At 63.7% G+C, this 20,386-nt stretch carries 20 protein-coding genes; 4 read left to right on the forward strand and 16 right to left on the reverse strand.

What is annotated here, in order from left to right:
* Window positions 1-240 precede the first annotated feature (240 nt).
* Entirely contained in the window at window positions 241-909 is a 669-nt protein-coding gene (locus GC162_00505) for a sigma-70 family RNA polymerase sigma factor (protein MBI1367111.1), read from the reverse strand.
* A 103-nt stretch (window positions 910-1,012) separates the two neighbouring features.
* Here GC162_00505 and GC162_00510 point away from each other — a divergent pair, with 103 nt between their 5' ends.
* Complete coding sequence (locus GC162_00510) at window positions 1,013-2,038, forward strand: hypothetical protein (protein MBI1367112.1); 1,026 nt, start codon at window positions 1,013-1,015, stop codon at window positions 2,036-2,038.
* A 15-nt stretch (window positions 2,039-2,053) separates the two neighbouring features.
* Here the strand turns inward: GC162_00510 and GC162_00515 are convergent, their stop codons facing one another.
* Together GC162_00515 and GC162_00520 are read right to left on the reverse strand one after the other, a co-directional pair.
* The gene (locus tag GC162_00515) at window positions 2,054-2,311 is read right to left on the reverse strand and encodes a hypothetical protein (GenBank protein ID MBI1367113.1); all 258 of its coding nucleotides are present in this window, start codon (window positions 2,309-2,311) and stop codon (window positions 2,054-2,056) included.
* 37 nt (window positions 2,312-2,348) lie between these two features.
* Window positions 2,349-3,101: an outer membrane beta-barrel protein gene (locus GC162_00520; GenBank protein MBI1367114.1), complete on the reverse strand. Its 753-nt coding sequence runs from the start codon at window positions 3,099-3,101 to the stop codon at window positions 2,349-2,351.
* Between the two features lie 189 nt (window positions 3,102-3,290).
* Here GC162_00520 and GC162_00525 point away from each other — a divergent pair, with 189 nt between their 5' ends.
* Both GC162_00525 and GC162_00530 read left to right on the forward strand, forming a co-directional pair.
* Complete coding sequence (locus tag GC162_00525) at window positions 3,291-4,409, forward strand: redoxin domain-containing protein (protein ID MBI1367115.1); 1,119 nt, start codon at window positions 3,291-3,293, stop codon at window positions 4,407-4,409.
* A 43-nt stretch (window positions 4,410-4,452) separates the two neighbouring features.
* Complete coding sequence (locus GC162_00530) at window positions 4,453-4,809, forward strand: hypothetical protein (protein ID MBI1367116.1); 357 nt, start codon at window positions 4,453-4,455, stop codon at window positions 4,807-4,809.
* Here GC162_00530 and GC162_00535 read toward each other — a convergent pair.
* The 13 genes from GC162_00535 to GC162_00595 form a co-directional block, all read right to left on the reverse strand.
* Window positions 4,799-6,949: a DUF2064 domain-containing protein gene (locus tag GC162_00535; protein MBI1367117.1), complete on the reverse strand. Its 2,151-nt coding sequence runs from the start codon at window positions 6,947-6,949 to the stop codon at window positions 4,799-4,801. The two genes, GC162_00530 and GC162_00535, sit on opposite strands and share 11 nt — an antisense overlap.
* The gene (locus GC162_00540) at window positions 6,808-8,295 is read right to left on the reverse strand and encodes a DUF2029 domain-containing protein (protein ID MBI1367118.1); all 1,488 of its coding nucleotides are present in this window, start codon (window positions 8,293-8,295) and stop codon (window positions 6,808-6,810) included. Before GC162_00540 ends, GC162_00535 begins: the two co-directional genes overlap by 142 nt.
* Before the next feature lie 9 nt (window positions 8,296-8,304).
* A complete protein-coding gene (locus GC162_00545) occupies window positions 8,305-8,817 on the reverse strand; it encodes a hypothetical protein (GenBank protein ID MBI1367119.1) in 513 nt (170 codons plus the stop codon).
* Window positions 8,818-9,055: 238 nt separating this feature from the next.
* Complete coding sequence (locus GC162_00550) at window positions 9,056-10,606, reverse strand: FAD-containing oxidoreductase (GenBank protein MBI1367120.1); 1,551 nt, start codon at window positions 10,604-10,606, stop codon at window positions 9,056-9,058.
* Between the two features lie 8 nt (window positions 10,607-10,614).
* A complete protein-coding gene (locus tag GC162_00555) occupies window positions 10,615-12,273 on the reverse strand; it encodes a DUF547 domain-containing protein (protein MBI1367121.1) in 1,659 nt (552 codons plus the stop codon).
* Window positions 12,270-13,265, reverse strand: a complete 996-nt coding sequence (locus GC162_00560; protein MBI1367122.1) for a radical SAM/Cys-rich domain protein — start codon at window positions 13,263-13,265, stop codon at window positions 12,270-12,272. The genes GC162_00555 and GC162_00560 overlap by 4 nt, the downstream gene beginning before the upstream one ends.
* On the reverse strand, window positions 13,262-14,155 hold the full coding sequence (locus GC162_00565; GenBank protein ID MBI1367123.1) for a sterol desaturase family protein: 894 nt from the start codon (window positions 14,153-14,155) through the stop codon (window positions 13,262-13,264). The genes GC162_00560 and GC162_00565 overlap by 4 nt, the downstream gene beginning before the upstream one ends.
* Before the next feature lie 153 nt (window positions 14,156-14,308).
* On the reverse strand, window positions 14,309-15,508 hold the full coding sequence (locus GC162_00570) for an inorganic phosphate transporter (GenBank protein ID MBI1367124.1): 1,200 nt from the start codon (window positions 15,506-15,508) through the stop codon (window positions 14,309-14,311).
* On the reverse strand, window positions 15,492-16,718 hold the full coding sequence (locus GC162_00575) for a methyltransferase domain-containing protein (protein MBI1367125.1): 1,227 nt from the start codon (window positions 16,716-16,718) through the stop codon (window positions 15,492-15,494). The genes GC162_00570 and GC162_00575 overlap by 17 nt, the downstream gene beginning before the upstream one ends.
* 84 nt (window positions 16,719-16,802) lie before the next feature.
* Window positions 16,803-17,027: a phosphoenolpyruvate protein kinase gene (locus GC162_00580; GenBank protein MBI1367126.1), complete on the reverse strand. Its 225-nt coding sequence runs from the start codon at window positions 17,025-17,027 to the stop codon at window positions 16,803-16,805.
* A gap of 32 nt (window positions 17,028-17,059) precedes the next feature.
* Window positions 17,060-17,269: a DUF2934 domain-containing protein gene (locus tag GC162_00585; GenBank protein ID MBI1367127.1), complete on the reverse strand. Its 210-nt coding sequence runs from the start codon at window positions 17,267-17,269 to the stop codon at window positions 17,060-17,062.
* Window positions 17,270-17,298: 29 nt separating this feature from the next.
* Window positions 17,299-18,222 carry a DUF3179 domain-containing protein gene (locus GC162_00590; GenBank protein MBI1367128.1) on the reverse strand — a complete coding sequence of 308 codons (924 nt, stop codon included), beginning with the start codon at window positions 18,220-18,222 and terminating at the stop codon, window positions 17,299-17,301.
* Window positions 18,223-18,246: 24 nt separating this feature from the next.
* Window positions 18,247-19,332, reverse strand: coding sequence for a DUF3179 domain-containing protein (locus GC162_00595; protein MBI1367129.1), 1,086 nt, complete (start codon window positions 19,330-19,332; stop codon window positions 18,247-18,249).
* Window positions 19,333-19,454: 122 nt separating this feature from the next.
* On the opposite strand from GC162_00595, the gene GC162_00600 reads away from it, so the two are divergent.
* Window positions 19,455-20,357: a SpoIIE family protein phosphatase gene (locus GC162_00600; protein MBI1367130.1), complete on the forward strand. Its 903-nt coding sequence runs from the start codon at window positions 19,455-19,457 to the stop codon at window positions 20,355-20,357.
* Window positions 20,358-20,386: the final 29 nt, after the last annotated feature.

A 20,386-nucleotide genomic window follows, 5' to 3' on the forward strand; every position in this document is an offset into this window, starting at 1 on the left:
AACCCCGAGGCGCGCCAGGTTCCACCGTCGCGGATCGCAGCGCCTGTTGCACGCACGCTTGAAGCGAGGGGGCACTTCCAGGGGTGGCGTGGACCAGTGCTCGGCGGATCTCCCGCTCGATCTCCGCTTCGCGGGCGCAGCGGCAGCATTTGTCCAGATGCCGCTGGACTTCCAGGCTCCGCGCCCGGTCCAGCTCGCTGTCTAGGAAGGCGATCAGGCAGGTTCGTGTTTCATAACAGTTCATGGGTTGTGCCCTGGGTCGGACGTGATGTCCGACGCGTGGGTTCCTTTGGCTTGTCGCGGCAACGCCAGACCGGGGCATTCGTGTAATCGCTCACGCAGCATGCGCCGGGCCCGGGCCATACGCGACATCACCGTGCCGATGGGACAGTCCAGCAGCTCGGCGATCTCGCGGTAACGCATTCCGCCGCTCACATGCAGCAGCAGCACCTCGCGATACTGCGGCTCCAGGCGATCCAGCGCCGTGACGATCGAGGCGTCGAGCATCTCTCGAAACTGTCGCTCATCCATCGGCCCCAAGTCGGCCAGCGGGTCGCCGGCGTCCGCGGCATATCGCTCTGTGAGTTCCACATGGGTCGTCGGAACCATCCGGATACGCCGCGAGGCCTGGCGCCGCCAGTCCAGCACGATCCGCCGCATGATCGTCACCCACCACGCCCGGCGGTAGGTTTTCTGAGGATGCGACCGGTAGAATCGCCAGGCCCGCAGGGCTGTTTCCTGAAGCAGATCGCGCGCATCGGCCTCCTGCCGCATGTACTGACACGCCATGGCATACAGCACGTCCCAATGCGGACGAAATGCCTGCGCGAATCGCTCTGCTTTTTGACGCTGACTCATTCGAATGAGATCCTTTTCATTGTATGAAACGCCGAAATGTCCTCGATTCATCCCGCCCCCGGAAGAAATATCGCGGAAAGAGCAACAAATTTTGGCTTGGCCTGGATGGCTTGCTGTGTTGGTCCGGCCGTGTGACCGATGCTAAGGTTAGACGATGAAGCCACGACGCTCAGAACAGGCCGTCTTCGCATGGGTCTTCATCCTCGCGATGGTGGCCATCGCCGGGTTGCAGGCCGTCAGTCGCTGGGATGCCAGACTGGACACGGCTCAGCGGATACGCGCCCAATTGGTGGCGTGGGGCCTGTTTGTTGATGGATTGGAGTCGGTGGTCGATCCGGATGAAGTGGACCGCCGGATCGCCTTTCTCGAAAGCAACATCCCCGAGGCGCGGGTTCAGGCGGCGCGCTGGCTGGCGGCCCACGGGGTCCGCGGCGCGAGCGATGCGATCGCGGCGTCGATGCGGGACGCCGGCACGCTGCGCCCCTGCCAATTGGCGCATTCGCTGGGACAACTCGGCGATGAACGCTGGGTGGACACGCTCGCTGAGGCGGTGCGTCAACCCAGCAATACCGACCTGCGCGTCTGCGCCACGATGGCGCTGGGAGAGTTGGCCTCGCCGCGGGCCGTGACAGCGCTGATCGACGCCTACCGTGACAACATCACGCCGACGACCGCCCTGACCGGCCTGGGCAACATCGCTCATCCGTCGGCTGCCGAGTTCCTTCAGCAGGTGTTTGACCACCCTCGTAATGATCGCGAGCGGCATGCCGCCGGGATCGCCCTCGAAAAGATTCAGATGATGGATCAGGCTGATCGCGTGCCCGCGCTGATCGAACGGGTCCAAACGCAACTCGCCCAGGGGCAGCCGCTGGACCGTTGGGCGCTGCGCCAACTCGCCGAGCGATCCGACCCCCGCACACCCGAGGTGATGCGCCGGCTTCTGGTTGACGCCGAGACGCTGAGCGAGAACGATCGAGTGGCCATCGCGGCTGTGCTGGTCGCTCAGGGCGAACCCGGTCGAAAGGTACTGGCCCACCTGAGCCGGACGCTCTCTGCGGACAAGGTCACGCGATCCATCGCCTCGGCGGCGATGCGCCTGATGAGGACTTCTCACGAGTCCGCACCGGCGACGCCAAGCCTCACGGATCATGATGCAGCCTCCGCGCGGCGTGCCGACTGACGTGACGACGACCTCTCAGAAACTGCCGACGTCCCAGTTGGTGCGTGCCAGAACCCCGGCGGATTCCATACCCAGCCGCACGCGGACTTTGCCATATTCCACGTAGTAGATGACCTGCAAGGGTTCGCCGACAAAGGGAACTCGGCACTCCCATCGACCGAACCCGACTCGTGTCATGCGCCTCAAGCCCGCCGGCGGGATGTTCGCGTAGACCGCGTCCGCCTGCAGGTGCTGCACGACCAACACCACTTCTTCGAGACCGACGCAGATCATGGTGAGGCCTCCTACAGAGATGGCAGGCAAAACGGCGTCAGAACGTGAACATCACGCCCAGGTATCCGCCAATCGTATCGTTGCCTGGATTGCGGCTGCCGCCTTCGATGCTCGCGTTGGAGATATGGATGTAGCGGAAGCCGCCGACCAGGTGCATGTTGTCCGCGAGTTGATACGTGGCGCCGACGCCGGCCTGCGGCGTGAAGTTGAAGTTGGTGCCGTCCTCATCCCTGGAGCGCGACCCGTCGGGGATGCTCACGTCGCTGATCAGAAAGCCCGCCCCGCCCTCGACGAACAGGCTCCAGCGCGGCTGGCGATAGAAGTGCCACCGCGCCAGCAGCGTCAGACCGCCCGCGGCCGCATCGTCGCCGTTCTGATCCAAACCCAGCCCGATCGCTTCGGCGCGAATCGCCAGGTTGTCCTCGACGTAATAACTCAAGCCCAAGCCACCGCCATAGAGGTTGGCGCCCGGCTCGTTGTTGATGTTACTGGTTGCGATGCCGAACACGTCCACCGCCCAGGAGCCGCGCGTGAACGGCTCTCGCTGCGGCTGCGCCGCTTCCGGGCCGACGCTGTCGGCGACCATCTTGTTGAACGCGGCGATCAATCCCACCGGCTCCTCATGCTCGGCCGGTGTCGTCGCTTGAGCCTGGGCATGCAATACGCCCGCCGCCAGCAGAATCACCAGGACGTGGCACAGAAACATGATTCGACGATAAACACAGGTCATGTCGGAACTCCCTGAAGAAATCGTGCGATGACCGCCTGCGGGCATCGCATGAGATGTCATGAAAGCTCGATCGTCATGATCGGGCTGTCTCGAAACGTCGGTGCGTCCTCAGAAAGGCAGTGTCCACGCGACCGTCATTTATTCCGGGGGCAACCACGAATCAGTGAATACTCACGCCCGAATCGGGCACATCCTATCAGCACGATGCCGATGACTGCCCCCCATCAACCTGTGGTCCAACATCGCACCTTGCGTCGCACGCTGAGAGTCTGCGTCGCTGTGGTGTTCGTGGGGCTCCTGCTGGGGCGAGGCAGGATCACGCAGCAGATCGCCTTGCGGCAGGTGCTGGCGGCGACGGCGCCCTCGCCGCAGGCCATCGAGCACATGCTGGCCGAATCGACAGAGCCTGGCGCGATGGCGGTGCGCCTCTGGTCCCAAGGCAGGTTGGCTCATCAACGAGCCGTTGTGGACGCTTTGCGCGGCAACGTCGGCGGCATGGACGCGGCCACATGGCGGACGGTTGATCCGATCCTTCGCCAGGCGCCGCATTCGCCGGATCTGGATGTGGTCGAAGCATCGCTGGCGATGCTGGTGGCACGGGCCGACCGCCGCGCCGTGTGCTGGGTCAGCGCCTATCAAAGCGACGCCGATCCCGAGCGGCGCGCCCTGTGGCTGCGTTATCTGGCGGCGGTGGGTCAGTATGGCGACGCCGCGCTGGCCGCGGATTCCATCGAGGATAAGGACCCGTATGTGAGTGCCCTGGCGCTGGCCGCGTTGCGACAATGCACCGGAGCCTGGTTCGAATCCGCCGATCCGGTCCAGACGGCCCGCCAATGGGTCGCCGCTCACCGGGAAGAGTTGTCGCCCGCGGCCAACTGCGGCCCGCCGACCCGATGGACGCTTGGCGCGATCGACTTCGACCTGCGAGACCTGGACGGACATCCGGTGCGGCTTTCGGACTTTCGCGGCCGCGTCGTCCTGGTCAACTTCTGGGCCACCTGGTGCGGCCCGTGCATCGCCGAAGTGCCCGATCTGATCGAACTGAATCAGCGGCGCGGTGACGATCTGGTGGTGCTGGGCGTGGCCGTCGATGCGGTCCCGCATGATCATGCGCACCGGCCGGGCGACGCGCACGACGAGGCCGCCGAGCGGGAGCGCCATGTGCAACAGGTGCGCCGTATCGTCAAGCAATATGGGATCAACTACCCGGTGCTGATCGACGACACCGGTGTCGCCAGCGCCGCTTATCGGGCCGAGGGTGTGCCCGTGAGCGTCTGGTTCGACGCGGAGGGTCGGATCGCGCGTCGTCTGACCGGACCTCGCTCGATCACCGTATTTGAGGCGATGTACCGTTGGACCGCTGAATAGTTCGCGTCGTGGGCGCGTTTTTCCCACGTTCAGGAGCCGTTTGATGCGAAAGATCGCGATTGTGCTGCTGGCCGACACCGTGAGCACCGCGGACATCGGCCGCATGGTCAGCGCCCTGACCGCCGCCGAGGAATTCATCGAGGCCGGCGACGAGGTGGAGATCATGTTCGACGGCGCCGGCACCAAATGGCCGATCGAACTGTCCATGCCGATGCACGGACGCCACGAGTTGTTCAACTTTCTGCGGGATCGCATCATGGGCGTGTGCGCCTCATGCGCCGAGGCCTACGGGATGAAGCATTATCTTGAAAACCTCGACCTGCCGCTGGCCGATGAGCATCGGGGGCACATCAGCCTCCGCAGTCTTGCGGCGCGCGGGTTCACCATCCTCACGTTCTGAGCGAAACCGGCGCGCCAATCACGCCTTGTTCACAGGCGGCGCGAGCCGCCTGCCAGCGGAGGATCATCCACTGGTGTCGAGCGACGGTGAGCCAGATCCCATGCCGCTGATATTTCCGAGCGGAGGTAATCGTGGTCTGGCGGGCGATGGCGATGTATCCGTGTTCGCGCAGTCGATGCACCAGGTCGAAATCTTCCATGACCGGAATCGGCTTGAAGCCGCCGATGGCATCGAAGGTGTGACGTGCAAGGAAAAGGGCCTGGTCGCCGTAGGGCAGTTGCAGATGGCGTGATCGCAGATCGGTCGCCCATTCGATCCATCGCAGTGATGGGGTCGAGCGATCAAACGCCATGCGGAAGGCGCCGGCGACGCAGCCGGGCGTGTTGAGGATGCGGTGGACCTGCCGGTCGTAACCGAAGGGCAGTCGCGTGTCGGCGTGAAGGAACAGCAGGTATCGACCGTGAGCCGCCGCGGCGCCGGCGTTCATCTGGCTGCCGCGACCTCGTTCAGACTGGACCACCGCCGCGCCGAGTTGCGTCGCCACTTCCCGCGTCGCGTCGTCGCTGCCGCCGTCGGCGACGATGACTTCGACCCCCGGAGATTGCGTGACCGAGGAGATGGCTTGCGGAAGTCGATCGGCCTCGTTGAGCGTCGGAATGATTACGCTGATCAACGGGCGCGAAGCCTGAGTTTCCTTCGCGTCGAGAACCGATCGCCAGACGGGCAGATCGGCCGGTTCATCCACGTCGGACAACGTCGCCAGCACGTGGCAGCTCAGTCCCCGTGCGGCGATGCGCCGGCGGGTCTGCTCGTACACTCGCTCCGTTCCCCAGGGGATGTTTTCGAACAGGCCGGGCATCGGGGCACGCAGACCGATCAGGTAATAACCGCCATCGACGGCCGGCCCGATGACCACGTCATGATTACTCAGTGCTCGACTCGCCTGGCTCAATATCTCGACGGTGATCGACGGACAGTCGCTGCCGATGCAGAGCGCGTGTTGATGCCTGCTGGCGAATGCATCATCAAAAGCGCGTTGCAGGCGACGACCCAGATCGCCAGGCCCCTGGTCCTGGTAGTCACGGCCGTATCCGAAGGTCGCCGCCATGGCATGGCGTTCACCGCCGGTATGACGTACCTGAATCCTGCAACCGGACGCGTCAGAAAAATTCTCCGCCACGTCGAGCGTGTGCCGGGTCATCTGACGCTGCAGATCGGCGGCGCCTTGAGGACCGAGCAACAGGATCATGCGTGTCTTGGTCGAACCGGGCTGCGGCAGGCGGGAGAAGATGATCAACTGACTCGCCGGATGATGCGCGACGCGATCCGTCAGGTATTCACGGCCGATCGTCGTGAGAATTTTGTAGCCGGCGGCGAACACGCCGCGGACTGTCCCGGAGATCTTGGATCGGCCGACGCGCCGGCGGTAACGGACCGGGATTTCACGGATTCGATATCCCAGGCGTGCGGCGCGTATCTGCATCTGGACCGTCCAGCCGTAATCCAGATCGTCCATCGCCAGACGCTGAAGCACCGAATACCGAATCGCGCGGAACGGGCCCAGATCGGTGCAGGGCACGTTCCATAGATGACGCAGCAGGCCGCTGGCCAGGGCGTTGCCGGCGTGCTGCGGCCAGGTCAGCGCGCCGGGCTCATGATCGCCGAGGACGCGTGAGCCGATGACCAGGTCGGCCTCATCACGGAGGATGGGCGCCAGCAGGTTCGTCATGTCGGCGGGATCATCGCTGCGATCGGCGTCCATGAAGACGATGATATCCGGCGCCGGCGGGCGGGTCAGCGCGGTCAATCCCGCCAGGCACGCGGCCCCGTATCCGCGTCGCGACTCGGTGACGACGAGGGCGCCATGGCGTTGCGCGATCGCGGCGGTCGGATCGGTCGATCCGTTGTCCACGACGACTTTCGTGTCGAGCCAGTCGGGCAGGTCGTCGAGCACCTGCCCGATCACCTGCGCCTCGTTCAGCGCGGGGAGGATGATCGCTATGCATTGGCCGTCGAGCACGTCAGTGTCTCCGATTGTTCCACAAGGGTCGGACCAGGCCGCCTGCTCCAGCATCCTTCGAGGCCCAGCATCAACCAGACGGGCGCGAACTCGATCCAGATCAGACCGTAGTCGAACCACGCCGCGTGCCCCATGGCGCTCAGCGGGAATCGCAGATAATACATCGGCAGCGTGACCGTCAGGGCCAGCAGCGACGGCCTCGGCCGCAGCGCCAGTAGCGGCAGGATCCACAGGTAATACCAGGAAAACTGCGTCGGACTCAGCAGGAACAACGCGGCGGTCACCGCCAGGGCGCCGGGGATCAGCCCGTCCGACGCGGCGCGGCGCCGTCGCATGACGGCGATCATCACGCCGAGGAGGATCAGGCCGACGATCGATCGCGCGACGATCTGAGCGTGGGAAGGGACGAGCAATTTGGCGGTTTCGTGAATCACCATGAACGCCGAGTCATTCATCTGCCAGCGCTCGGCGTAAGCCGTCAAACCACTGGCGTGATCGAGTCGACTCGTGAGCATCGGCGCCAGGAGAACCGCCGCGGTGATAACCACGACAACGACAACACCCAAACGACGTTTCCACGAACCATCGACATGGCGCAGCAGCAGCGGCGCCCAGAGCATCGGCCAGATTTTCGCGCCGACCGCCAGACCCAGCGTGAATCCAACGATGAGCCAGCGGCGGAACACCACAGCGAGAAGCGTGGCCAGCAATGTTGCGATGACGACCAATTCCATGTGGCCACTGTTGAAGACTTCCTTGATCAGCAGGGGATTCAGCCAGTAGACTGCGAAATTCCACGCCGCATGTGTACTACCGCGCAGCAGTACCAACAGCATGCCTGCGATCACCAGGTCCAATCCAAGCCAGGTCCACCGTAGACCCTGGATGTCGAATGGCTTGATCCAGTAGCCGATCGCGAACATCGCCTGGGCGGTTGGCGGATAAATGGTGCGCAGGGACGGATGATTGACACGTTCCAGAACGGCGTCAGCCTCCTCGCCCAAACGCAGCACGGAGTCAGGTATGGCCGAATCGTGCCGACGCACCGCCTCGGGGGCATGGGCGTACGGATTGATCGCATGGGCGCTGACGGCGCCGTCCCAGAGGTAACGGGAATAGTCGTCTTCGAGAATCGGCGTGGCGGCGAACTGACTCAGCCGCATGACCAGCCCGACGGCCAAGAGGACCGCGATCAGCCCGCGCGAGGATTCAACCTGTTTCAACTGCCATAGGGCCAACAGGTAGATCGCGCCCGCCCCGCTCTGGGTCAGCACGAACACCAGGACCGGCTTGTCGAGCACATCGCGTTCGTAAGCGAAGGCGCCACTGAGAAACGTCAGCGCCACAGACCACGCCAGGAGTCCGGCCAGCGCTGCGTACAACAGCAGTCGAGATGGCGTGATCTGTGGCATGCTCATTGATTCCAGAAGCGGCCGCGATGGCGGTGACCCTCGCGTGCCGTGCATTTCACGGGCTCAGCGCGTGCCGGAACCCGACGGGCGCGACTTCGAGGCCGAGCCCGAGTTCTTATTCTGCAGCGGCAGGCCCGCCTGGGTCCACGCGTTGATGCCGCCGGTGAATCGAATCACGTTGGGATGGCCCAGTTCGGCCAGATGATCGGCGAGCATCAGACTCATGGGGCATTCCGGCCCGCCGCAGTAGGTGACGACCAGTTGGTTGGGGTCTGTCAGGAGGCGCCGAATGGCCGGCTCCTTGGCGTCATACGCCAGGGGGATCGCGCCCGGGATCCACTGATCGGATGGACCGCGGGCGTCGAGCACGACCATCGGGACTCTGGCGCCCATCAGCGCCTTCAGGGCCTGGGCATTCAACTCGGCCGTAACGTGAGTCTTCTGGCTCTCGGCCTTGGAGCCGCTGCCGCTTTTGGAGCCGCTGCCTTCGGCCAGCGTCATCGTCACGACACCGACCGACAGACATGCGGCGAGAACAACGACGCCGAATCCAAACATGTGTTGACGCGAATACATCTGGATGCCTTTCAATGAGGGGTGAACGGTGAGTTAAATTGATTGGGCGTGATGCGGCACGATCAGCGTGAACTCGAGCCGCTGGGCTGCTGATCCGGTTGCTTGGCGCCCGAGCCGGAATCGTTCGAGCCGTTGTCGTTGGAGCAGCCGGACAGAACCAGCATCAGAGTCACCATCAGAACCATTGCTGCGGTCAGAACCTTGTACATGAGTCGTTCCTTTGAAAAAGGGGTGAGAGTTATCGTCGCCAGGCCATCAGTTTCTCGAAGAGCTTTTTGACGGTCGGGGTCAGTCGCGTGCGGCTGTAGGCGTCGCCGGCTTTCTTGATCGCCTCGGCCTGCGTGGGGTAAGGATGAATCGTCCTGGCGATGGCGCCCAGGCCCAGCCCCGCGGTCATCGCCAGCGTGATCTCGGAGATCATCTCACCGGCGTGACGGGCCACCAGCGTCGCGCCGAGGATGCGGTCGGTGCCTTGCTTGACGTGAACTTTCAGAAAGCCCTCGTCTTCGCCGTCGAGGATCGCTCGATCCACATCGGCCAGCTCGATCGTGAACGTCTGTGTCTGGATGCCGCGCTGTCGGGCTTCGTGTTCGTAGAGGCCGACGTGCGAGATTTCCGGATCGGTGTAGGTGCACCAGGGAATCGTCAGCGCCGAGACTTTCGCCCGGCCGAAGAACAGGGCGTTCTGAATGACGATGCGCGCCATCGCGTCAGCGGTGTGCGTGAACTTGTACGCCGAGCAGATGTCGCCGGCGGCGTAGATGTTGCGGTTCGTCGTCCGCAGCCGGTCATCGACTTTCACGCCGCTTCGCTTGTCGTACTCGACACCGACGGCTTCGAGGTTCAACCCCTCGACATTGGGCGCGCGGCCGACGCCGACGAGAATCGCGTCACAGGGGATGTCGTGGATTTGACCGTGACAGTCGAGCGTGATGAACTTTTCGCCATTTTCGCAGCGCACCTTGGCCGCCTTGCCGCCGCAGACGATTTTCACGCCGTCGCGCTTCAGCGCTGCCTCGATGCGCCGAGCGGCGTCGGGATCCTCGCGGGTGAGGATCTGCGACTCGGCCTCGGCCAGTGTCACCTGTGAGCCGAACCGCGCGAAGCTCTGGGCCAGTTCGCAGCCGATCGGTCCGGCGCCGATGACCACCAACCGCCGCGGCAGTTCCGTCAGCGAGAACACCGTTTCGTTGGTCAGGTAACCGGTTTCGGCGAGGCCGGGGATCGGCAGGGTCGTGGCCCTGGCGCCGGTGGCGATCACCGCGCGGGCATATGACAGCGTCTGATCCCCGACGCGGATTTGGCCGTTGCGCTCGAAGCGAGCCTGACCGATAAACACGTCGATGCCGAGTCCCCGGAAGCGGGCCGCCGAGTCGTGCGGCGCGATGCCGGCGCGGAGCCGGCGCATGCGTTGCATCACGGCAGTGAAATCGACGTGTGTTTCGCCCTCGACTTCGACGCCGTAGGCGCCGGCATCGCGTACCTCCGCATAAGCCTTGGCGCAACGGATCAGCGCCTTGCTCGGCACACATCCCACGTTCAGGCAGTCGCCGCCCATCAGGTCACGTTCGATCAGGGCGACCTTGGCGCCGAGTCCTGCCGCCCCGGCCGCGGTGACCAACCCCGCCGTACCACCGCCGATCACCACGAGGTTGTATCGTCCGCTCGGCGTCGGGTTAACCCAGTTCGGCGGGTGCACATGCGAGGCGAGTTCGAGGTTGTGTTCATCCTGCGGTTGCAAGGCCGGAATCTCGGCATGGGGTTCGTGGATCGCGCGTGTCGGATTCATCATTTGGGTCATGGCAGGTTCTCCCGCGAGTTTAAGGACCAGTCGTAATCCAGCCACTGGATCGTCGGCGTCTGCCCCGCGTTAAGGCGCTGTTTGAGCGCCGGGGCATAACGTGCGGCGAAGGCGAGGACTGATTCGGCAGCCTGTTTGAAGTCGCCACCATACCAGTTGTAAAGCTGCGTCAGGTGCACGGCGTTGTGTTCGGCGTCCAGGCGATACCAACGGTCATGCGTGTGCACGTACCGGGCCTGATCGGCCAACTGCTGCTCCAAGCGGTCGGCGACGTACGCCTGGCTTCGAAGCGGCGGGCAGCCCACCGCGGCGCAGACCAGCGCGAAGTGAATTCGTGGCTCGGCGAAGTGGGGACGAATCTGTTCGTGCTCGATCTGGTTCAGCGACCAGATCTGCCCGGCGAATTTCCATCGGACCGCATCCCATCGCCGGGCGTCGGGGATGTCCCGGATCGACTTGAGCTTGCCGCCATCGTAGTGATCGAGGATCAGCGTGAGTGTGAAGGCGTTATAGGCGTTGATGAGCAGGGCGAGCTTCTGATCGCGTCCCATCTGCTCGAACGGCGCGGAGTCCAGGCTCTTGACGTAGGCACTCAGACGATCGCGGTCGCGCATCAGGCCGGCGTAGTCGACGCCGCCTTTGTCATTGACGTACTTGCGGAGCAGGGCGTCGAAGGCGCTGTGGTCGAAGGAGGGGCCGCCGGATTGGGCGGCGTAGGTCTCGGCCATGTCGACCGGGGGCGGACCGAACAGGCCCAGCAGCCGATGCTGATTGGCGTAGGCGCAGCCAGTGAGCGCCACAGCAAGCAGGGCCACGGTGATGTATCCGATGGTTGCGAGATGGCTCGGCGTGGTGTTGTTCATGGGTTGACTTTCGGTTGTGCCCTGGGAGGCGGGTTCGATGTCGTCGGCCTGTCGCGCCATCGCGCGGCGGGCGAGTTTGGTCACATAAACAGTGACAATGATGGTGGCCAGCAGCCCCACCGCCAGCATCGTCCATTGAGCGGGCGAGCGGCCCTGAGCCTGACCGGCCGCCGCGGCGACGCCGGCGCGCCCCGCGTAGCCCAGGTACACGTACATGAACGTGCCCGGCAGCATGGCGATCCAACTGGTCAGCACGCACGGCCAGAAGCCGATCGCCGTCAGACCGTACAGGTAGTTCTGTATGTTGAACGGTATCGCCGGGGAAAGACGCAATAGCGCCACGATCTTCCACCCGCCTTCGCTGACCGCCCGGTCGACGGCCCGGAACTTCGGAAAATGCGACAGCTTGCGCTCCACAGCACGACGCGCCAGGTAACGGGCGACCAGAAACGCCATCGCCGCGCCGGCGGTCGAACCCACCGACACCGCCGCCGTGCCCCACCACAGACCGAAGATCGCCCCGGCCCCCAGCGTCAGCGCCGACCCTGGAATCATCAGTATCGTCGCGACGACGTACACGGCCGCGAACACCAGCGGACCCCACACGCCCATGTTGGAAACCGAGGCGCCGAGCCAGTCTGTGAGCCGTCCCACCGGCAGCAGCCGCACCACCGCCAGCACACAGATCAACACCACCACGATGCTCCCCAGGCGCACCAAGCGCGTCAGGTTGAAACCCGGCGAAGAGGAACCGGCGGTATCCCTCGTTGAGGTCAGCTCCACGAAGTTCATGATTTGCTCCCGTCGATTAGGGCGCCGCCGCAGGACGAGCCGCAGCCGGCGGTACATGCGAAGCAGTGGTCGCCCGTGGCGATCACGCGGCGGACAAACGCTCCCGGGTCGAAGTCCCGGATATGCTGTGCCCGATTTCTCGCCGTGATTCCCATGGCGTAGTTAAAATCGCAGTCATACATCATGCCGTCGTATCCCACATGCAGTTGATGGCGGCACATCAGGCCGTCGAGTGTCCCGGGATTAAAGGCCTCGCGCAGCAGTTGCCTGTACGCCTCGGCCTTGTCCTGGCGGGCCAGGTCGTGCAGGAAGCGTCCGATCGGGATGTTGGTGATCGTGTAGAGCTTGTTGAATTCCAAGCCACGCTCGCGACGCAGCGCCTCGCGGTAGGCCTGCTCAAGCGGCGGCTGAGGCGGAGGGAGCGCCGGGCCCAGCGGGTTGTACACGAGGTCCAAAGGCTTGTCGGCATCGCGGCCATAACCGGTCCGGTTCAGTCGACGGATCACTTCGACGCTGTCTTCATACACATGGCGGCCGCGCTGACGATCGACATTCGTCGGCAGGTAGCACGGTAGCGAGGCGATTAGGTGAATGCCGCGTTCGGCGTACCATTCGGGCAGGTCTTCATAACCCGGCTGAAGCATGATCGTCAGGTTCGTGCGCACCATCACGTGCAGCCTCTGCGCCAGGGCGGCATCGACGAGACGGCGGAAGTCCGGATTCATCTCAGGCGCTCCACCAGTGATGTCCAGCGTCGCGGCCCCGGCATGGCGCGCCGCATTCAACACGTCGAGCATCGTGGTCCAGTCCATCTGCTCCTCACGCTTGGGTGAAGATTCGACATGACAATGCCGACACGCCAGGTTGCATCGCAGGCCGATGTTCACCTGCACCGTATCAAGGGTCAGGCCACGCAGGCGTTTGCCTGAGGCACTCTCGACGTGCTCGTCGAAAGCGGTGCGTCCTGAAATGGTCAGTGGAATCGTCGTCATGATGATGAGTCGTCCCCGGAAGTGAAAACCTTACATGAGTTGTTGTGGTCTCGTGTTTTCGAGGGGCGGTGCTTCCGGGGGCGGAGGCCGGCGCCGTGGCGGAAAGGGTGGATCAGCAGTTCTCCCAGTTTGCGCCAGTGCGCACCGCCGTCGGCGTCATCGAGGCCCTGCTGAATTCGCTCCGGGTCCTCTCGCAGGCGGTAGGTACCGAAGCATCGGTCCCAGATCGACAGCACGCTGGAGTAGTTCGAGTCGGTTTCGACCCGACAGCGTGAATGATGCACCCAATGCATCCAAGGCGTGACGATCAGCCACCGCAGCAGATCGTCCAGCCGGCGCGGCACACGGATGTTGCTGTGATGAAACAGAATCACCGGCAACAGGATCGTCTCGTACACGAGCAGTTGCTGGACCGTCATGCCCAGCAGTGGCAGCACCGCCAGTCGGGCCGTCGAGGACAGGGCCACCTCGCCCGTATGAAAACGCAGCGCCGAGGTGGCCTCCATGGCGCGGTCCGTGTGATGAACCGAATGGAACCGCCACAGCAGCGGAACGCGGTGATTCAACCGGTGCCACCCGTACATCCACATATCGAACAGCACCAGTACCATGAGCCATTGAGCCCATTGGGGCATCGTCACCACGTGTACCAGACCAAAGTGCTCGCGCTGGGCCCACGAGCATACGGCGTAAACCAACGTAGCGAACGGCACGGCGATCACAACGCTATTGATCAGGGCCATTGCGAGATGAGTTATGCCGTGCCGCCCCCGATGCTCACGTCCGACATACTGCGGCGCCACGGCCTCGATGATCCACAGCAGCGCCAGCACAACCGCCGCGACGGCGGGGCGAGTTATCGACAATCCGTTGGTCGGATCTATCGGCATGGGACGATCACCTGTCCAGTCGAACTGTGCCGCCTTGCATGCGGATCGCTTCGCATCGGCAAGACATTGTAGAAGAACCCACGGCCAACGAATTGACCGTGGGTCCGAGCGGGGGTAAGACAATCAGGTGCGAGATGTGCGGGTCAGGCGGCATCAGGTCCGTAGCAACCAATAAATCACCGCCCCGAGCGCTAACCCCAGCGGCAGCGTGGTGATCCATGTGATGAGAATGCCGGTGATGGTCGACCAGTTGCGCCGGCCGTTGACGGCGCTGATGCCGAAGATTGAACCACAACTGACATGGGTGGTCGACACCGGCACGCCGAGGCGCGAAGCGCCCAGCACGAGCGCCGCGGTCACGAGATTGGCGGTCAGCCCCTGGCCGGTGTTGAGCTGCGTGATATTGCGGCTCATGGTTTCGGCGACTTTGCGCGACTGGATGAGACCGCCGACGACCACAGCCGCGGTGATCAGCAGCAGGACGCCGTGGGTGTTGTCGTGCGCCCAGGCGGCGCCCGACGCCCCGGATGCCAGCAGCAGCGCGGCGATCTTCGGCGTGTCGTTGACCGCGCGGGCAAAGCACACCGCGCCGCCGCTGAGCCAGTGCACCGAATCGACGATCGATTGCGCCCGCACACCCAGGCAATGCCCGTCGTACCGCTCGACGCACTGATCCACATCATCCATCCGAACCGTCAACTCGCCCCCCCCGGAACCGCATCCACGCCCTTTCAAAATCGCGGTCCCGTCGGCCAGAATCGTCGCCGGCTGCGGCGCCTGCCTGCCGATGCACACGCAGGTCTGCGAGCCGACGTCGAGGCGTCGACGCAAGCGGCTGAAAATCGGATACAGAATCGCCGCCGCGGCGATCGCCAGGATCGGGCTCAACAGCAGCGGCTGGGCAAACTTGGTCGCTAGCGTGTTCCAGTGAATGCCGCCGGGGTTTCCGGGGCTGGCGACCAGTCCCACGCCGACCAGCGCCCCGGTCAGCGCGTGCGTGGTCGAGGTCGGCATGCCCAGCACCGTAGCCAGAAAGATTGTCGATGCGGCGGCGACACCGATCGATGTCAACATCGCCGGATCAAACACCACGCCGTCGATGAGCCCCTTGCCGCTGAAGGCCTTGACCAACCCGTGCGCCAGCGCCACGGAAACCAGGCTGCCGGCCAGGGTCGTCACCGTCGCCCAGACGAGCGCTCCGCGATAGCGGGTCGTCGCGCTGCCGTAGAGCGTGGCCACGCCTTTGAAGTTGTCATTGGCGCCGTTGGTGTACGCCAGGAACACAATCGCAACAGTCAGAAAGATGCCGATCGTCATGGATATTTCCTGTGTGTAATCAGCAGCACGAGCCATTGTCGCCCGTGCAACAGGCGCTCGGATTCGTCTTGGTGACGTGGTAGTCCCGCCCCTTGGTCTGCCGCGGATCACGGACCGCCGCGGCGGCGCAGTCGAAGGGCAACGCCTGATCGGCAGGCACCGGTTCATTCGGCTCGATGCCGATCATCTGATCTGCATAAGGCCCCTTGGGATTGGTCATCAGCTTGTAGGTCTTGTCGCAAACCGCCATACGCTGCCCCCGGAAGTAGACATGGTCATCATCGTCGTGAACCTGTTTCCACGGACCCGCATAGACCACTGCCTGATTGCGTTCGAAGCATGGCCCTTCTTTGCCCTTGAACGCCCGAACCGTCATCGATCGGAACTCGATGCCGTCGATCGTCTGCCACGGCTCGTCCTGCCGCTTGAGGATCTCCACACCGAAAAAGCCCGCCTCCTCGAACATTTGCAGGAAGCGGTCCTCGCGGAACGCCCCGGCGATGCAGCCGGACCACAGATCAGCGTCGTTGACCACTTCCGGGGGCGGGTCTTCATCGCAGACGATATCGGAGATGACGGTGCGCCCGCCGGGCTTGAGCACGCGATGCATCTCCTGGAAAAGCTGGGCTTTCTCGGATTCGGTCACAAGGTTCAACACGCAGTTGGACACGATCAGGTCGACACTTTCGTCGGCCACCAGTGGATTCTCGCGGCGTAACTGATCGCAACAGGCGCGATACGCATCGAGTTGCTCGACGCTGGTGATCGGTTGCTCCGCCAGATAGTCGGAGGCAAGATCGAGATCGAGCGCCATGTCCTGAATGCGCGCCTTGCGGAACTCGACATTGGCGTAGCCGATCTTGTCCGCCATCTCGTTCTGGTACTTGCGCGCCAGGCTGAGCATGGCGTCGTTGAAGTCCAGCCCGATCACACGCCCGGCCGGACCGACCTTCTGAGCGAGGATATAGCACACCTTGCCCGCGCCAGAGCCGAGATCGACGACCACGTCGCCTTCGCGGGCATGGGTCGATGGATCGCCGCAGCCGTAGTCCTTATCGATGATCTCCCGCGGCAGCAGTTTCAGGTACCGCGGGTCATACGAGGCCGTCGGGCAACACAGGCCCGGCTCCACCTCGGCCGCCCCTTGGGCGTAACGCTCCCGAATCGCATCTTCCAACGACGCGGCCGTGCCTCCATCCGACGACTTTGTGTTCGGCTTGCGGACTTCCAACGTATCAGTGTTCATTAGGATCAACTCCATCAATGAGAATGCACCGGCCATGGCGCCAACGTCAGCCATGGCAATAAGTCGCTGTCGGAGCCTGAACCCTTACATCGTCTGTGATTCAATTTTCCGGGCGCGACGCATCGCCCCGACGCTGGATAGGGTAGAGACCATATACGGCACGATCACGGTCAGGCCCATGCGCCAAAGGCGCGGCCAGGTGATGTCGCCGCGAAGGATCGCGTCGCCGTGATTGATCGCAATGAGGATGACTCCGACGATCACCGCATAGGCCAGCCCCCGCCGGATCACCGACGGCGAGGTCGCCAGGCGACACCACTGTTGGCAGACCTCGCGGGCACTCACGAGCGGTTCCGTGTTTTGTGCGCCTTTGGGGCGGCCTTCGCCTTGGCGTGGCCATTGTTGGCGGCGGCCAGCAGTTGCTGTTCAGCCTGAAGCCAGTGCTGTTCGCAGCGGCCCTCCGGGCAGTCTTCGCCCAGGTAGATCGCATAGGCGCGGGCTTCAATGTCGTGTTGGCTGACAGGTGCGGGGGAAGAATTCTTTTTGGACATCGGGTTACTCCTTGGCGGAGGTCATTGTGTCACCAGGGTTCGTTGCCGCCCCACTGCGGGGCGATCGCCGGCGAGGGGGTGTTCCGCGAGGTTGATCCTTGCAAACCCCCGGAACCCCCGGAACCTTCGGAAACGTCCAGCCGCCTCCATGCGGTCGGGCGTTTGAAATCCTGTCCCTGCTCCAGGACCAGCGCTTCGGAATGCTGTTGCTTGACATGGTCCCATGTGGTCTGTGTCCAGGCGTCTTGATCCAGCAGCTTCAGCGGAGCATCGATCAACGGCCCCGACACCGCCTTGCCGATCGGCGGCCACCACAGGCTCTCGGTTTCGCGATCCCAGAGCACGAAGGCGTCGCGGCCGTCCCAGACCTCGGCGTCGGCGTAGGTGTATCCGCTGAGAGCGAAGGTCAGCACATGATCATCCAAGCGGCGATCGTACACCGCGCCCAGATCCGCCAGGATGCAGTAGGCCGTGAAGATCGGCACCCCGCCGACGACATCGTTGACCACCTCATGCCGGACCAGCAGATCAATGGGATAGACCTTGACTTCATCGCCGAGGCGCACCGCCAGAACGAGCGCCTCCGGGGCCAGCCAGCCGTCGGCCTCGGCGGAGGAGACGAACTTCGGCTCGATCAGCGCCGGGAATCGTTCGCGGCCGATGCCGTAGTGCAGGCTCTTCGGGTCGAGTCGGAACCGCGTGACGTCGAAGTGATCGGACTCGCGCTCACCGCCGCGCAGCCACCGCCGGCCGTCGCGCTCGATCAGTCGTGCCGGCGCCTCGGCGGCGAATCCACCGAACGATCGCCGCGCACGCGTCTGCGGGTCGTAAAAGTAGCCGGGTTTCAGATAAACCAGCGCGAAATGCGCCAGCAGCATCACGAAGACCACGTGGTACATGAACCAGAGCCTGCTTCTGGAATCTTCATCGGGTCGGATCAGACGACGCCCCATGGACTGTCCCCTTTGGCCGATGCCTCAGCGGCGATCACTGCCGGGTTGCTTCTGGCCGTACACCGTGGTTTGCGGATGAAACGCCGACCATGCGAACCAGAACGTGTGCACGACCTGAGCCTCGGCTGGCGCCTCGACGACGGATACGCCGCCGGCTTCGTCCATTTTCAGGACCAGTCGCTGTCCGTCAATCCGCTCGTCAATCGTGCGCTGCGGCGCGCGCCCGATGGCGTTCAGCGGATAGGCGTGAACCTGCTGGCCGAGCCGCACACCGACGATGGGCTCTTTGGGCTTGAGGCGCGGGTCCTTGTGGGCGACGGGGAACATCAGCCGATCCGTGGCGAAATACGATGCGTACGGATTACGGGAGTAGTCGCGGCGGTGGCCGGTTTCCGTGGTGACGACCGTGGCCTTGGGATGCGTCTTTTTCAGTTCGACGAAACTGGTCAACTGCCAGGGCAGGTATTTAAGCGACTTACCAGCGTTGGGGCCGCTGATGGCCGCAAGTCCGACCTGCGACCACAACGCCTTGTGCGTGCGGTCGTAAAGCAGCACATTGGAGTTTTGCAACAGGCCGCTGATCCCGAACTCGAGCGTCTGCCCGCCCATGCGGCGGTCGACGACGCTGACCGAGTCGCACAGCGGGCAGTAGATGACGGTGATCGGAGTTTCCAAGGTTTCCGGGGTTCCGGGGGTGTCGCCGAGGGTGTCGTTGATCGCCTCGTGCCAGTTGAGCACATTGATCGGGTATGCCCGAACCTGGCCGGCGATCTCGACGACCACCATCCGATCGTCATTGCGGTATGGCGCGTCCGTTACGGCAATCGTTTTGGGGTTCGTCAGCGCGGGGATGCCGTCCTTGGGCGGACCGCCGGAAAGAATCTGATCGCGCGGCACGGTCAGTCCCTGCGTGTTGAACTGCGTCAGGGGCTCGGCTCGGCTCGCGCTGCCCGAGCTCCGTGTGCCGGACTGGGCCCGCAGCACCGGAGGGTTGAGCATGAACACCATAGCGATCAACAGCATGGCGCCTATGGCAATCAACCTCGCCTCGATCTCGCGGCGGGGTTGTGGTTTTCGCGGTCGGCGTGCGGAAATGGCGGATGTTGACATGAACGAGTTCCTCAACGCGATGTTGCATGTAGGTCGTCGAGAACCGGCGGGGCCTGACAGCCATTCGGCCGATGTTTTTTCAGATGTAAGGCGCCATGCCGTATGTTCGACCTATGTAGTAGATGCCCCAAGACGACGCGATTATTCCCGATGCCGTGCCGGAATCCTCTGGAACCACACCGAGAGCGTGTGAACTACATCCACTGGACTGTCTGGAAGTCTGGGGCGGCAGCAACGAAATCGACAGTGCCGTGAGCGTCACGGGTCTGGACGTGTGGGTTTGGTCTCGCCCCGCCGAGGCCGGCGGCGGCGGCGATATCTACCTGGTGTCGATGTGCGCCTGCGCCGAGGTGTCACGCTTTCTCATCGCCGACGTGACCGGTCACGACACGGAGGCGGCCGACGTGGCGACCCGCCTGCGCAAACTCATGCGGCGACACATCAACAAGCCGGACCAGACCCGTCTGGCCTGTTCGCTGAACCACGACTTCGACGGCATGCAGCGCCATGGCAAGTTCGCCACCGCCGTGCTGGCGACCTTTTTCCCGCCTTCCCGCCACCTGATCCTCTGCAACGCCGGACATCCCGCCCCGCTGTGGTATCAGGCGCGGGAGCGACGCTGGGTCACACTGGATCACACGTGGCAGAAAATCAATCCCGAAAGCCGCAACCTGCCCCTGGGCATCTTCACCGACTCGGATTACGTCCAGTTCGCGGTGCGCCTGGAGCGTAACGATCTGGTGCTGGTGTACACCGACGGTCTGACTGAGACTCAAGACGCCCGTGGGCGAATGCTGAATGAAAGCGGCCTACTGCGGCTCATCCGGCAACTGGACACACGGCAGCCCGACCAGTTCATGAGCGAGCTTCGCGCCCGCGTCGTCGACTTCGCGGGCCACCAGCCGCCGCACGACGACACGACGCTGCTCCTGCTGAGTCCGAACGGCCAGCAGCCGCGCCGCCAAAGCCTGGTCCAACGCATCAAAGTCACCGCGAAGATGCTCGGCCTGTTGCCGGCCAAGTGATTTGACTCCGTAGCATGGTACGGCCTTTA

This window comes from Planctomycetota bacterium, from assembly GCA_016125255.1.
Taxonomy (GTDB): Bacteria; Planctomycetota; Phycisphaerae; order Phycisphaerales; family Zrk34; genus RI-421.

Excerpts from the sequence above, each read along its gene's own strand:
- GC162_00505 (MBI1367111.1), bottom strand. The coding sequence starts at position 909 with ATGAATCGAGGACATTTCGGCGTTTCATACAATGAAAAGGATCTCATT.
- GC162_00510 (MBI1367112.1), top strand. The coding sequence starts at position 1,013 with ATGAAGCCACGACGCTCAGAACAGGCCGTCTTCGCATGGGTCTTCATC.
- GC162_00515 (MBI1367113.1), bottom strand. The coding sequence starts at position 2,311 with ATGATCTGCGTCGGTCTCGAAGAAGTGGTGTTGGTCGTGCAGCACCTG.
- GC162_00520 (MBI1367114.1), bottom strand. The coding sequence starts at position 3,101 with ATGACATCTCATGCGATGCCCGCAGGCGGTCATCGCACGATTTCTTCA.
- GC162_00530 (MBI1367116.1), top strand. The coding sequence starts at position 4,453 with ATGCGAAAGATCGCGATTGTGCTGCTGGCCGACACCGTGAGCACCGCG.
- GC162_00540 (MBI1367118.1), bottom strand. The coding sequence starts at position 8,295 with ATGCACGGCACGCGAGGGTCACCGCCATCGCGGCCGCTTCTGGAATCA.
- GC162_00545 (MBI1367119.1), bottom strand. The coding sequence starts at position 8,817 with ATGTATTCGCGTCAACACATGTTTGGATTCGGCGTCGTTGTTCTCGCC.
- GC162_00550 (MBI1367120.1), bottom strand. The coding sequence starts at position 10,606 with ATGAATCCGACACGCGCGATCCACGAACCCCATGCCGAGATTCCGGCC.
- GC162_00555 (MBI1367121.1), bottom strand. The coding sequence starts at position 12,273 with ATGAACTTCGTGGAGCTGACCTCAACGAGGGATACCGCCGGTTCCTCT.
- GC162_00560 (MBI1367122.1), bottom strand. The coding sequence starts at position 13,265 with ATGACGACGATTCCACTGACCATTTCAGGACGCACCGCTTTCGACGAG.
- GC162_00565 (MBI1367123.1), bottom strand. The coding sequence starts at position 14,155 with ATGCCGATAGATCCGACCAACGGATTGTCGATAACTCGCCCCGCCGTC.
- GC162_00570 (MBI1367124.1), bottom strand. The coding sequence starts at position 15,508 with ATGGCTCGTGCTGCTGATTACACACAGGAAATATCCATGACGATCGGC.
- GC162_00575 (MBI1367125.1), bottom strand. The coding sequence starts at position 16,718 with ATGAACACTGATACGTTGGAAGTCCGCAAGCCGAACACAAAGTCGTCG.
- GC162_00585 (MBI1367127.1), bottom strand. The coding sequence starts at position 17,269 with ATGTCCAAAAAGAATTCTTCCCCCGCACCTGTCAGCCAACACGACATT.
- GC162_00590 (MBI1367128.1), bottom strand. The coding sequence starts at position 18,222 with ATGGGGCGTCGTCTGATCCGACCCGATGAAGATTCCAGAAGCAGGCTC.
- GC162_00595 (MBI1367129.1), bottom strand. The coding sequence starts at position 19,332 with ATGTCAACATCCGCCATTTCCGCACGCCGACCGCGAAAACCACAACCC.
- GC162_00600 (MBI1367130.1), top strand. The coding sequence starts at position 19,455 with ATGCCCCAAGACGACGCGATTATTCCCGATGCCGTGCCGGAATCCTCT.